Genomic DNA, 12,830 nt, shown 5'->3' with positions numbered 1-12,830 from the left:
TCAGGGTCGGAGCGACCGGTGACATGACGTGCGACCTGACCGGGTGCTGGCCGGACCGGTGACATGACGTGCGACGTGACCGGGTGCTGGCCGGACCACTGACATGACGCGCGACGTGACCGGGTGTCCGTGCTGCACCTGCTCCCCGACCGGAGACCCGACGTCCGCCGCAGGTCATGTCGCACGTCATGTCGCGCGAGGGTCTACCAGTCGTGCTCAGGGTCGGAGCGACCGGTGACATGACGTGCGACCTGACCGGGTGTCGGCCCGACCGGCGACATGACGCGCGACGTGACCGACTGCGCGGCCCGACCGGTGACATGACGCGCGACGTGACCCGGGACCTGGCGCCGGCCAGGACCGACCTGATCAGGACGGAGCGGGGCCCGTCGCCACCGGACGGGACGGGTCATGCACCCATTCGCTCCACGAGCCGGGGTAGAGGGTGGCCGCGACGCCGAGCTGGGCCAGGGCGAGCACCTCGTGCGCCCCCGTCACCCCCGATCCGCAGTAGACCGCGACCGGCTCACCCGCTCGAGCGCCCGCCACCTCGGCCCAGTGCTCGGCCAGGTCGGGCCGGAAGGTCCCGTCCGCCGCGAGCCATGCGCTCGTCGGAGCGTTGACGGCCCCGGGGATGTGCCCGGCCACCGGGTCGATGGGCTCGACCGCACCGCTGTACCGCTCCGGTGCCCGGGCATCGAGCAGCAGGCCGGTCCCCACCCACTCGGCGGCACCGTGCACGTCGGTGGTGGGCATCGACCCGGGCCGCGCGACGAACCGGCCCGACCGCTCGGCGGGAACGAGCGTGCTCACCGGCAGCCCGGCCGCGACCCAGGCCGCGAACCCGCCGTCCAGCACGCGCACGTGGCCCAGACCGAGCCAGCGCAGCACCCACCAGGCCCGCCCGGCGGCATACGACTCGCGTCCGTCGTGGACCACGACCCGGCTGCCATCGCTCACGCCACACCGCCGCAGCGCGGCTTCGACGACGCCCGGCTCGGGCAGCGGATGACGCCCCCCGGGGCCCGGCGGAGCGGCCAGCGTCGACTCGAGGTCGACGAAGAACGCGCCGGGGATGTGCCCGGCCGCATACTCGTCGATGCCGGGGTTGCGGGCCCCACCGGTGGTCAGGGTCCAGCGGACGTCGATGACGACGACGTCCTCGATCTCGTGGGCGAGCTCGGCGGCGGTGATGAGCTGGTTCACCGGTCCATCGTGGCATCCTCGGTCCGTGCCTGCGCACCTGGTCCTCGTCCACGGGTCGCGGCTGTCGAGTGCCCAGTGGGCGCCCCAGCTGCCGCTGCTGGACGGCCCGGCCACCGTCGGCCTCGTCGACCTGCCCGGGCACGGCGCGCGCGCCGCAGAGGAGTTCACCCTCGACCGGTGCGTCGAGGTCATCGACGAGGCCGTCCGCGCGACCCCGTCCGGTGCCCCCGTCGTCCTCGCCGGCCACTCCCTGGGCGGCTACGCCGCGATGGCGTATGCCGCCCAGCGCGGTGAGCGCCTGTCCGGCCTGGTGCTCGCGGGGTGCAGCGCTGCTCCCGTGGGTCCGGGCGCCGCTGTCTACCGGCTGGTCGCCCGCATCACCGACCGGCTCGGCGAGGACCGGATGACGCGGATCAACGACTGCGTGCTGCGCCGGCTCTATCCGGCGCACCTGGTCGACCCGGTGATCGCCGGGGGCTACTACTTCGCGCCGACGGCCCGCGCCTGGGCCGAGGTGATGGCGCGGTGCCGCCCCTCGATGCTGGCCGGGCTGGCCTGCCCGGTGTTGATCCTCAACGGCCAGTTCGACCAGTTCCGCATCGGGGCAAGCTCGTTCGTCCGGAGGCTGCACGGCCTCGGGCTGCGTGACGTCCGGGTCGAGGTCATCCCGAGGGCATCCCACCTGTCGAACCTCGACCAGCCCGAGGCCTTCGCGGCAGCCCTGCTGCGCTTCGCGGATTCGGTGGTGGCCCGCTGATTTGGGAGAATCGAGCGCTGTGACCGACGTCCTGACCCCACCGCGCCATCGCGCGATCACCGCGCCGCGCTCGGGCGACCCGTCCGGCACGTCGCCGCCCGCATCCGCACCGGTGCTGCCGCCGCTGCGGATCGGTCGACGCGTCATCGAGTCGCCCGTCGTCCTGGCGCCCATGGCCGGCATCACCAACCGGGCCTTCCGGCGCCTGTGCCGTGAGTACGGCCGGGAGGGCACGGCGCTCGGCGGCGCCTGCGGCGCGAGCAGCCTCTACGTCAGCGAGATGATCACCACGCGGGCCCTCGTCGAGCGGAACCCGGAGACGATGCGGCTCATCGAGCACGACCCGGACGAGTACCCCCGCTCGGTCCAGCTCTACAGCGTCGACCCGGCCACCGCCCGGGCCGCGGCCCGGATCATCGCCCGGGAAGACCGGGCCGACCACATCGACCTCAACTTCGGCTGTCCCGTGCCCAAGGTGACCCGTAAGGGCGGCGGGTCGGCGCTGCCGTGGAAGCGCGACCTGTTCCGGGCCATCGTGGGCGCCGTCGTCGAGGAGGGCGGCGGGCGTGACATCCCGGTCACCGTCAAGATGCGCACCGGGATCGACGCGGACCACCTGACCTACCTGGATGCCGGGCTGGCCGCCGAGCAGGAGGGCGTGGCCGCCGTCGCGCTGCACGCCCGCACCGCCGCACAGGCCTACTCGGGCGCCGCCGACTGGGCCGCGATCCGGCTGCTCAAGCAGACCGTCACGAAGGTGCCGGTGCTCGGCAACGGCGACATCTGGTCGGCCGACGACGCCCTGCGGATGGTCGAGCAGACCGGGGTCGACGGCGTTGTCGTGGGCCGCGGCTGCCTGGGCCGGCCGTGGCTGTTCACCGACCTCGCGGCCGCCTTCGCGGGGGCCCCCACCCGGGTCACCCCGACGCTGGGTGAGGTGGCCGACACGCTCCGGCAGCACACCCTCTACCTGGTCGACTTCTACGGCAACCAGGAGCACGCGTGTCGCGACATCCGCAAGCACATCGCCTGGTACCTCAAGGGGTTCCCCGCCGGCTCGACGATCCGCAGCTCGCTCGCCCTGGTCGACTCGGTCGCCTCGCTCGACGAGCTGCTCGCCGGTCTCGACCGTGATGCACCGTGGCCGGGGGAGCCGGCCGAGGGGCAACGCGGCCGGGCCGGCTCGCCCCGCAAGGTCGCCCTGCCCGAGCACTGGCTCGACTCGCGCGAGCTGTCCGAGGAGCACCGGCGCAGCATCGCCGAGGCGGAGCTGTCCGTCTCCGGCGGCTGACCCCGCCGGTCTTGCTGCGATCCCTCGGGCGGTGGCCTCGTGGTCGAGCCGGTCGGTGCCGCGGCCCGTTCGGCCTCGAACGGCCCGTTGGAGGCGTCGGCTGGGAGGATGAGCAGATGCGACCCGGTGGCAGTCCCGAGCGTCCGGCGGTCTTCTTCGACGACGTGGCCGACTTCCGCGCCTGGCTGGCGGCCAACCACGACACCGCGAGCGAGCTGTGGATGGGCCTGCACAAGAAGCACGTCCCCGACCGGGGGCTCACGTACGAGCAGGCCCTCCGTGAGGCACTCTGCTTCGGCTGGATCGACTCGCAGATGCAGCCCATCGACCAGGACTCACGACGCCAGCGCTGGACGCCGCGCAGACCGGGCAGCACATGGAGCAACGTCAACATCGAGGCGGTCGCACAGCTGACCGCCGAGGGCCGGATGCACCCGGCCGGACGGGCCGCCTTCGAGCGCCGCCGAGCGGACCGGTCGGGGGTCTACTCCTACGAGAACGGGCCGCGCACCTGGCCGGAGCGGTACGAGGCCCTGCTGCGGGGTAACCCGACCGCCTCGGCCTTCTGGGACGGCGCAACCCCGTCCTACCGCAAGGCCGCGACGGGCTGGGTCGTCTCGGCCAAGCAGGAGGCCACCCGCGACCGGCGGATGGCCCAGCTCGTCGACGACTGTGCCCACCTGCGCCTCATCCCGTCGCAGCGCTACGGCACCGAGCCCGGCTGGGTGGCTCGGCTGCGTGACGAGCTCGGCTGAGCGGCATACCGCGTCCGGCCGCGGAGCCGTGCGCCCCGGTCACGCCGACAGGGCGCTCGCGAGCAGGTCGAGGCTCGCCCGGTCCTCGAAGAAGCTGATGTGGTCGGTCGCGACGACGTGGACCTGTGGCGCGGGGTCCCGGCCGGGCGGCAGGTGCTGCGCGCTCGACACGGCCACCGCGAGGTCGTTCGGTCGGCCGAAGAACACCAGGTCGGCGATCCTGCCGCCGACCCGGGCGGGGGCCAGCCGGCCGAGGAGACGGGCCAGCCGGCCGTCGGCCGAGGCGGTGGTCGGCTGGGCGAGGGAACGGTCGCCGACGATCACGTGGTACGGGACGGCGGGGTCGGGAGCCTGGCCCAGCTGCATGAGGAAGTCGGAGTCCGGCTGCATCTGGTCGAGCGCGGTGTCGACCTTCTCCACGACCCCCAGGACGGCGGCGAGCGCGGTCACCGGCCACGCGACCGGGATGAACCCGTTGGCGGCCAGGGCGACCGCCGCGGTGGCCCACTGCTGCACGGTCGGCCACGGGGACCCGCCGTTCGGGGTGCCGAGGGTGACCAGCCGGTTCACCTCCACCCCGCCGATCCGCTCGACCAGGTGCCGGCAGAGCAGGCCGCCCATCGAGTGGGCCACGATGTCGAGTCGCTTGCCGTGCTGTCCGCCCAGGCCGGCGGCCGCGAGCATCGTGCCGAGCGCGGCCGCGTTCTGCTCGATCGGGGTGTCCAGGTTCTCGTAGTCGAAGGTCAGCACCGCCCCGTAGCCGGGGCCGATGGGGCGGGAGGTGCCGCTGAGCCGGGAGCTGCGGGCCATCCCCTCGGTGTCCCCGAGGATGCCGTGGACGTAGAGCAGCACGGAGTCGGCTGCCGTGACGGCGCGGCGCACCGCGTCCGGGTCGCCCTCGTAGCCGACCGTGCCGTCGTCGGCGACCGTCGCGAGCCGCAGCTGTGGGTAGGCCGGGGGCAGGTGCGCCACCTTGCCCACCAGCTTGCGCAGCAGGATCCGGATCGAGCCGCCCAGGCTGCGCTCCGTCGCGACCGGACGGGCCAGCCGTTGCAGGACGATGTCGGTGCCCTGGCCGCCGGCCGCGGGTCGGGCGTGACCGAGCGGGAGGTAGAACTCGCCGTCCCAGGCGAAGGGGAGCAGGTGCTCGCCCTCGCCGAGCGGCTGCGGAACGGTCACCACGAGCGGGTCGGCCGCCGTCACGGCCTCGGCCGAGCCCGGGTCGTCGAGCCGCAGGAGCAGGGCATCTGCCCCGTGCCCGCCGTCGCGGGTCGTGGTCAGCGTGAAGGGCATCGTCCCCTCGCCCTGCAGGCACTCCGGCACCGGGGCGACGGAGAGGTCGCGGGTGGCGTCGTCGGCCGTGGTCAGCTCGACGGTGGCCCGCAGCACCGGATGGGGTTGCAGCACGACGCCGGCCCCGAGCTGGGTGGGCGCGTCCGGCCGCGTCCGGGCTCCCGCCCGCGGGCGCACCGAGACGACCGTCAGGTCCGCGGTGTACCAGTCCGCGGCGGCCTCGCCCGCCGACTGGGGGCGGGCCCGTCGCGTGCCGACGCGCCGGAGCAGCCGGTCGAGGGTGGACGCCGGTATGCCGCTCGCCCCCCGGGTGCCCACGGCTTCGCGTGGGGTGGGCGCGGACACGGCGAGGTCGTCCTGCGTCATCGGGCGTGGGTCGAACTCCTCGGTGCTGACGATGACCTTGAGCACGTCGGTCACCTCGGTGACCCCCTGCTCCCAGAGCACGTCGGGCACGTCGGTCAGCAGCTCGATCGGCCTGGACTCGCCCGGCGCGATCCGCTCGGAGCCGTTCTCGAGCGCGTCGGCGTAGATGCCGAAGGTGTCGGTCAGGTCGAGCAGGGCCACCCAGAGGGGCCGCTGCGTCGTGTTCGTCAGCGTGACCGTGTAGCCGCGTGGGCGGGACCGGTCACTGGTGAGGTACTCGATCCGGTAGCCGCCGTCGACCTCGATCGGCAGCGTCTGGCCAGGGTCCGGCTGGACGGCGAGCCGGACCGTCACGGCGTCACGTGGCAGGGCGCTCGTGCCGTTGCGCAGCCCGAGCGCGGTGGACCACGCTGCGACGTGCTCGAGCATGGCCACTGCGTCGGCGGCGGTGCCGGCGCGGGGGCAGAGCGAGCGGTCGCCGCCGCGTCGGGTCAGCGCGAAGCCGTCCGCGTCGGTGGACACCTCTACCAGGGGGTCGGCATCGGCGCCGGCCTCGGCGACGAGCGCGGGGCCGTGCTCGCGGCGCTGCGCCAGGGCGGCTCGCAGCGCGCCCACCCGGTCCGGGTCGCCGGTGATCCGGACCGGCAGCGGGGGAAGCGGGGTAGCCACGATCCTGGCCCGGTAGCTGCGGGTCGGGTCCAGCTCACCCGAGGTCACGCTCAGCGTGGCGTCGCCGGCCCGGACCTGGGTCACGTCGGCGGTGCCGACGGCGCTGCCGGCTGCGTCGGTGATCGCGACCGTGGTGACCTCGGCACCGACCGGCGCGCCCACACCGTGCACCCGGCCGCCGTCCATGGTCCACGCCGCGCCGACTCGGGTGACCGCGAACCAGGCCGGTCCGGGCGGGAGGGCACCACCGAGGAAGCGCACGTCCAGGTCGGCGGCGCTCGAGGTCTCCAGCTGCGGCGCCTGCTGGCGCACGGCGCCCCGCACGATGGCACTGACCTGGCGGTGGACCTCCCGGTAGCTGAGCGCGTCCCCCGCCTTCTCGAGGGCGGACTCCAGCGCGACGGACATGGCCCCGCGCGGCAGGCCGGCGTGGAAGATCTCCTTGGACGTCTCGTTTGCGCGACACCCGGACAGCAGCACGTGCCTGGCCCGGGTGACGCTCCAGCCGCTGCCGCCGAGGGCCGAGCGCTGCGTGCCGACCCCGACGAGGTCGTCCACCCGCGCCGGGTCGAACAGGAAGCTGTCCGGCGGGCGCTCGCGCGAGTCGGTGGGAGCCCGGCGGCTGCCGATGCCGTCCTCGAGCGGGGCCCGGGTGCCGCTGCCGGAGTGGCAGCAGTCCAGCACCACGAGGATGTGCGGCTCCCCGGCGGCGACCTCGCCCAGCAGCGCGGCCAGCTCCTTGTCGGCCAGGTCCCACTGCCCCTCCTGCCGGCTGTCCCAGAGCACCAGCGTCTCGTCCAGGTGGTCCGGCTCGAGGTGCCAGAACTGCTCTGGGGCCGGTTCCTGCGAGCCGTGCCCGCTGTAGTAGAACAGCACCGTGTCCTCGCCGCCCGCCCGGGCCAGGTGCTCGCGGAACCCGCCGATCACGGCGGCCCGGGTCGCCTGCTCGTCGAGCAGGGTCCGCACGTGCAGGGTGTCCTCGCTGCCCGCGACCCGCCGCTCGAGCAGCGTCCGGATCGCCTCGATGTCGTTGCGGCAGCCGCGCAGCGGCGGGACCGGATCGGGGTAGGCGTCGATCCCGACGAGTAGGGCGTAGGTGTTGTGCGGCGTGCCCATGACGGCTCCTGGATCGGGTCGGGGGTCGGATGCTGGTCGGGTCGGCTCCGGCCCGGGGCGGCTGTTCATGCCGGCGCGCCCCACGTCGTGACGACCGGCGCGCCGAGCCGGTATGCCGGGTCGCCGTAGAGCGCGTAGGCCGCCCAGGTGATCGTGTCGTGCCTGACGTCGTGGCTGCGGCGCCGAGCCTGCCGGAGCGCCTCACCGACCCGTTGCCGGTTGCCGATGAGCTCGTCGTAGAAGGTGGCGGCGAGTTCGGCTGCGGTGTCGTCGAACACCGGCCAGAGCGACCCCACACAGGCCTGGGCGCCGCCGTAGACGAAGGCGGACCCGAGGCCCTGGGCCTGGGGCTCCCGGTCGGCAGGCCGGTGACCTGGGGGGCGGCCCTGGTCGACTCGCACGCGTTGCGGAATACCACCGGGTGGCCCAGTGCCACGACCAGCCGCGCCGGGTCGGGGGTCGCCGTGACGTAGTCGGCGACGTCGTTCACGAACCTGGCCATGGCCACCTCCCGAGCACGGCACGTTCCGCCCTCCATTGTCGAGCTCCGACGCGGCCGGCGCATCCTCTTTCGGAGGCGAGGCGGGGCTCCTCTGCCAGGTCACTAGAGTCCGAGGGTGGGCTACGAGGCACGAGACCGGGAGCGCTGGGTCGCGGAGGACCCCGCCCAGAAGCGGGCCGACCGCGACGACTTCGCCCGCGACCGGGCGCGGGTGGTCCACTCGGCGGCCCTGCGCCGGCTGGCCGCCAAGACCCAGGTACTCGGCCCGGGCCACGACGACTTCGTCCGCAACCGCCTGACCCACTCGCTCGAGGTCGCCCAGATCGGCCGGGAGTCCGGCGCCGCCCTCGGCTGCGACGCCGACCTCGTCGACACGGCCTGCCTGGCGCACGACCTGGGCCACCCACCGTTCGGGCACAACGGCGAGGCGGCGCTCGACGAGATCGCCGCCGACATCGGCGGCTTCGAGGGCAACGCCCAGACGCTGCGCATCCTGACCCGGCTGGAGGCCAAGCGCAGTCACGCCGACGGCCGGCCCGCCGGCCTCAACCTGACCCGGGCGAGCCTGGACGCGGCCACGAAGTACCCGTGGCCGCGCGACGAGGCGCCCGGCGGGTCAAGGAAGTTCGGCGTCTATGCGTCGGACCGGGCGGTCTTCGACTGGTTTCGCGCCGGTGCCCCGCCGCGCGCCCGGTGCATCGAGGCGCAGGTCATGGACTGGTCGGACGACGTCGCCTACTCGGTGCACGACGTCGAGGACGCGATCGCCTCGAGCTGGGTGGACCCGCGCGTCCTGCGTTCGGACGTGGACATGGTGCCGGTGCTCGACGCGGCCGCTCGCACCTACGCCCCGGACCTCACGCCCGACGTGCTGGCCGGCGCCCTCGAGCGGCTCGTGGCCTCCGGCGCCATCCCGCCCGCCTACGACGGGTCGCACCGCGCCCTGGCGGCCCTGAAGGACATGACCAGCCGACTGATCGGGCACTTCGTCCGGGTCGCCGAGGACGCGACCCGGGCCCGGTACGGCCCGGGCGCGCTGACCCGCTTCGTCGCCGACCTCGTCGTGCCGGAGCACGCGCGCGCCGAGTGTGCGGTCCTGAAGGCCGTCGCCTACCACTTCGTGATGACCACCGACGAGCGCGTCGCGGTCCTGTCCCGGCAGCGCGAGGTGGTGCACGGGCTGTTCGACGCGTATGCCGCCCAGCCGGAGTCGCGCCTCGACGGTGACCTTCGCGCGGACTTCCGGGTCGCCGGCAGCGACGCGCAGCGCCGCCGGGTCCTCGTCGACCAGGTCGCGGCGCTGACCGACGTCCGGGCGCTGGCACTGCACCGTGAGTGGGTCGGCTGACCTTCGCAGCGCGACCTGGGCGTGGCCTCGTGACGCGGCTGCGACACCGGGTGCTCAGTCGGTCAGGGTGATGGTTCGGTCAGCGTGATGGTTCGGTCAGCGTGATGATGGCGAACGCGTCGCCGGTGAGTGCCTCGCGCAGCTCCGCCGGGGTGGGGTCGCGGTCCACGTTCACGGTGAGCCCGACCCGGTTGGCATGTCGGCGGCCGAACCGTTCGAGCAACGTCCGGTAGATCGCCACCAGCCGGTCCGGATCCTCCTCGAGTACCGCGTGGGCCGCCCGTTCGCGGCCGTCCAGGGTGACCCGCAGGTCGGCTCCTCCGCGCAGGTTCGCCCGCCACGTCCCACCGGCATGCGCCATCAGCCGGCCGTCGACCTCGTGCCGACCCACCACGATGTCGTAGACGTGCCCGGTCCGGCGGCCGGTGACGTGCAGGACCATCAGGCCCCGGCTCATCGGGCGGTGCAGCGGCGAGGTCAGCAGCCGCCGCAGGACCGGGTTCACGACGTGGATCAGGAAGCTGGGCGGACTGCTTCGCTCCACGGCTGCGGGTTGTGGTTGGCTCACCCGGCCACCATCGCACGCCGGGCCAGTCCCGGTACGTCCGGGGCTGCCTCGGCGAATGTCCCGCGCAGCCACCTAGACTCCCTACCAGCGAGAGGAGGGGCATGGCCGGCCTGATCAACGCCGACGACATCGCGACCGTAAAGGAGCGCTCCTCCCTCGAGGACGTCGTGCGCGAGCACGTCACGCTGCGCCGGTCCGGCTCGCGCCTGGTCGGGCTGTGCCCGTTCCACGACGAGAAGAGCCCGTCCTTCGGGATCAACCCGGCCAACGGCTTCTACCACTGCTTCGGCTGCGGCGAGGGCGGCGACGTGATCTCGTTCGTCCAGAAGGTCGACAGCCTCTCCTTCACCGAGGCCGTCGAGCGGCTCGCCGAGCGCTTCGGCGTGCAGCTGCGCTACGAGGGCGGCTCGGGTCGGTCCGCCGGCGAGGCGACGGGCCGTCGGTCCCGTCTCGTCGAGGCGCACCGGGTGGCCGAGGAGTTCTACACCGACCAGCTCCTGCACCAGCAGGCGGCCCGTCCGGGCCGGGACTTCCTGCGGGCCCGCGACTTCACCGGCGCGCACGTCAGGCAGTTCGGCATCGGGTTCGCCCCCCGCGGCGGGGAGGCGCTGGTCCGGCACCTGCGGGACAAGGGCTTCACCGACGACGAGCTGGTCATCGGGGGCCTGGCGGGGCGGGGGAGCCGCGGGCTCTACGACCGGTTCCGCGGCCGTCTCGTCTGGCCGATCCGCGACATCACCGGCGCCACGATCGGCTTCGGCGCCCGGCGGATCTTCGACGACGACCGGATCGAGGCGAAGTACCTCAACACCGCCGAGACCCCGCTCTACCGCAAGTCGGCGGTGCTCTACGGCCTGGACCTGGCCCGCAAGCGGATCTCGGCCGAACGGCGGGCCGTCGTGGTCGAGGGCTACACCGACGTCATGGCCTGCCACCTCGCCGGTGTCGGGACCGCGGTCGCGACGTGCGGCACGGCCTTCGGGGCCGAGCACGTCAGGATCCTGCGCCGACTGGTCCGCGATGAACCCGGTCTGGCTCCGGCCAAGGTCGTCTTCACCTTCGACGGCGATGCCGCCGGCCGGAAGGCCGCCATGCGGGCCTTCGCCGACGACCAGCGGTGGGCGTCCCAGTCGTTCGTCGCCGTCGAGAAGTCCGGCCGCGACCCGTGCGAGCTGCGCCAGCTCGAGGGCGACCCGGCGGTCGTCGCCCTCGTCGAGGACGCGGTCCCGATGTTCGAGTTCGCGGTCCGCACGACGATCGACCGCTTCGACCTCTCGAGCGCCGAGGGGCGGGTGCAGGCACTACGGGCGGCCGCGCCGATCGTGGCCTCGATCCGCGACCGGTCGCTGCGCCCCGAGTACACCCGCGAGGTCGCCGGGATGCTGGGCGTGGACGTGGAGCAGGTCGCCCGTGAGGTCGGTCGGGCCGGGAAGGTCACGGTTCGTGACGACCCGGCCCAGCGGCATACCCCGGCCTCGGCCTCTGAGGACGTCGCCGAACCGGCGCCCGACGAGGGGTACCTGCCCATGCCCGACCCGCGTGACCCCGTGGTGGCGGCCGAGCGACAGCTGCTGCAGGTGGTGCTGCAGTACCCGGCGGTCCTGCGGCCCGACGCGATCGACCTGCTGACCGCCGGCCACTTCTCGGCACCGGCCCACCGCGCCGTGCTGGAGGGCGTGCATGCGGCTCGGGCGGCCGGTGGGTCCCCGTCGGGGCGGGCCTGGACCTCGGCGGTCACCGAGGCCGCCCCGACCGCCGTCGCGGGCCTGATCAGCGAGCTGGCGGTGGCCACGCTGCCGACCCGGATGGACCCGCTGACCGGGCTGCCGACCGCGCGGTACGTCGATGAGCTGTTCGCCCGGGTGCGCACGATCGGCCTGACCCGCCGGATCGACGACGCGATGAGCGAGCTGCAGCGTCTCGAACATGCCGAAAGCCCGGACCACGACCGGTCCCGGCAGCTCGGGGTACGGCTGCAGCAGCTGCAGCGCGAGCTCGCCGGGATCAGGGAGGGGATGGGCTGATGTCGATCTTCCGCCGCCGGGGCGACGCCCCGGCCAGGACGCTGCGCGACGCCGTGCCGCTCGGCCCGGGCGAGCAGCTGCTCGCCTGGGCGCAGGACGAGGGGAGCCGGGGCTACGTAGTGGTGACCACCCACCACCTGGTCTTCGTCGACGCGGCGTGGCAGGTGGCATGGAGCCGGTCGTGGCACGAGGTCGACGGCGCCACCTGGCACCCGGACTCCGACCGGCTGACCGTGACGTGGGTCGACGGCACGGACCCCGCCCGGTGGGTCGTCCGCGAGTCGGCCCTGCTGAAGCAGGCCCTGCGCGAGCGGGTGCAGGCCAGTGTCGTGCTCGCCGACGAGTTCCGTACCGAGGACCGGCGCAAGGTCCGCGTCGTGATCCGGCAGGACCTGGCCACCGGCCGGCTGCTGGAGCAGATCATCGCCGGGCGGGGGGTCGACCTGCGCGAGGGCGACGTGCGCGCCGAGGCGGAGAAGCGGCTGAAGGTGCTGCGCTCCGAAGTGGGGCGGTGAGGCCGCGGGCCGTCCGGCTGCGGCGTGGGCCGGCTGCGGGTTGGCCACGAGAACTGAGATCGATCGCAGGTGTCGTGGCCCGGCGGCTCGTTCGCCCACGAGAACTGAGATCGGTCGCAGGTGTCGAGCGCCCGCGATCCCGATTTAAGCCCGGGTCGGCTCCTTTGCTATGGTTGCCCGGCAGCATTCCCCTGTAGCTCAACTGGCAGAGCAGCCGGCTGTTAACCGGCAGGTTGTTGGTTCGAGTCCAACCGGGGGAGCCGACAGGTCGAAGGGCGGTCCGACCAGGGCCGCCCTTTGCTGTCCGAGCAGCGCCGAAACTGCCCCGCGCCGGCGACACACCGAGCACCGGCAAACCTTGATGGTTGCAGCCGTCGAGGTTTGCCGGTGCTCGGTGTGTCGCGCGTGGACAGGCCCGGG

General features: G+C 73.7%; 10 protein-coding genes and 1 tRNA gene. 7 read left to right on the top strand and 4 right to left on the bottom strand.

Features of this window, described 5'->3' with window-relative positions; translation table 11 throughout:
* Positions 1 to 369 precede the first annotated feature (369 nt).
* Positions 370 to 1,206 (bottom strand): sulfurtransferase, encoded by an 837-nt coding sequence (locus WMI84_RS12595; protein WP_347353661.1) that lies wholly within the window; start codon positions 1,204 to 1,206, stop codon positions 370 to 372.
* Between the two features lie 25 nt (positions 1,207 to 1,231).
* On the opposite strand from WMI84_RS12595, the gene WMI84_RS12590 reads away from it, so the two are divergent.
* From WMI84_RS12590 to WMI84_RS12580, 3 genes are all read left to right on the top strand, one after another.
* Positions 1,232 to 1,963 carry an alpha/beta hydrolase gene (locus tag WMI84_RS12590; RefSeq protein WP_347353659.1) on the top strand — a complete coding sequence of 244 codons (732 nt, stop codon included), beginning with the start codon at positions 1,232 to 1,234 and terminating at the stop codon, positions 1,961 to 1,963.
* A gap of 55 nt (positions 1,964 to 2,018) precedes the next feature.
* Complete coding sequence (dusB, locus tag WMI84_RS12585) at positions 2,019 to 3,254, top strand: tRNA dihydrouridine synthase DusB (protein WP_347353663.1); 1,236 nt, start codon at positions 2,019 to 2,021, stop codon at positions 3,252 to 3,254.
* Positions 3,255 to 3,370: 116 nt separating this feature from the next.
* Positions 3,371 to 4,009, top strand: coding sequence for a YdeI/OmpD-associated family protein (locus WMI84_RS12580; protein WP_347353657.1), 639 nt, complete (start codon positions 3,371 to 3,373; stop codon positions 4,007 to 4,009).
* 39 nt (positions 4,010 to 4,048) lie between these two features.
* Here WMI84_RS12580 and WMI84_RS12575 read toward each other — a convergent pair whose 3' ends face one another.
* Together WMI84_RS12575 and WMI84_RS12570 are read right to left on the bottom strand one after the other, a co-directional pair.
* On the bottom strand, positions 4,049 to 7,453 hold the full coding sequence (locus WMI84_RS12575) for a caspase family protein (RefSeq protein WP_347353655.1): 3,405 nt from the start codon (positions 7,451 to 7,453) through the stop codon (positions 4,049 to 4,051).
* 65 nt (positions 7,454 to 7,518) lie between these two features.
* Positions 7,519 to 7,854 carry a CHAT domain-containing protein gene (locus tag WMI84_RS12570; RefSeq protein ID WP_347353653.1) on the bottom strand — a complete coding sequence of 112 codons (336 nt, stop codon included), beginning with the start codon at positions 7,852 to 7,854 and terminating at the stop codon, positions 7,519 to 7,521.
* A 216-nt stretch (positions 7,855 to 8,070) separates the two neighbouring features.
* On the opposite strand from WMI84_RS12570, the gene WMI84_RS12565 reads away from it, so the two are divergent.
* Positions 8,071 to 9,303, top strand: coding sequence for a deoxyguanosinetriphosphate triphosphohydrolase (locus WMI84_RS12565; protein WP_347353652.1), 1,233 nt, complete (start codon positions 8,071 to 8,073; stop codon positions 9,301 to 9,303).
* Positions 9,304 to 9,382: 79 nt separating this feature from the next.
* Here WMI84_RS12565 and WMI84_RS12560 read toward each other — a convergent pair whose 3' ends face one another.
* Complete coding sequence (locus tag WMI84_RS12560; protein WP_347353650.1) at positions 9,383 to 9,847, bottom strand: hypothetical protein; 465 nt, start codon at positions 9,845 to 9,847, stop codon at positions 9,383 to 9,385.
* Positions 9,848 to 9,972: 125 nt separating this feature from the next.
* Here WMI84_RS12560 and dnaG point away from each other — a divergent pair, with 125 nt between their 5' ends.
* From dnaG to WMI84_RS12545, 3 genes are all read left to right on the top strand, one after another.
* Positions 9,973 to 11,895, top strand: coding sequence for a DNA primase (dnaG, locus tag WMI84_RS12555; RefSeq protein ID WP_347353649.1), 1,923 nt, complete (start codon positions 9,973 to 9,975; stop codon positions 11,893 to 11,895).
* The gene (locus WMI84_RS12550; RefSeq protein ID WP_347353647.1) at positions 11,895 to 12,410 is read left to right on the top strand and encodes a hypothetical protein; all 516 of its coding nucleotides are present in this window, start codon (positions 11,895 to 11,897) and stop codon (positions 12,408 to 12,410) included. The genes dnaG and WMI84_RS12550 overlap by 1 nt, the downstream gene beginning before the upstream one ends.
* Positions 12,411 to 12,597: 187 nt before the next feature.
* A tRNA-Asn gene (locus WMI84_RS12545) sits at positions 12,598 to 12,670 on the top strand.
* The last annotated feature ends 160 nt before the right edge of the window (positions 12,671 to 12,830 follow it).

The organism is Intrasporangium sp. (assembly GCF_039812505.1).
GTDB lineage: Bacteria > Actinomycetota > Actinomycetes > Actinomycetales > Dermatophilaceae > Intrasporangium_A.
This window is presented reverse-complemented; position numbering and strand designations above follow the sequence as displayed.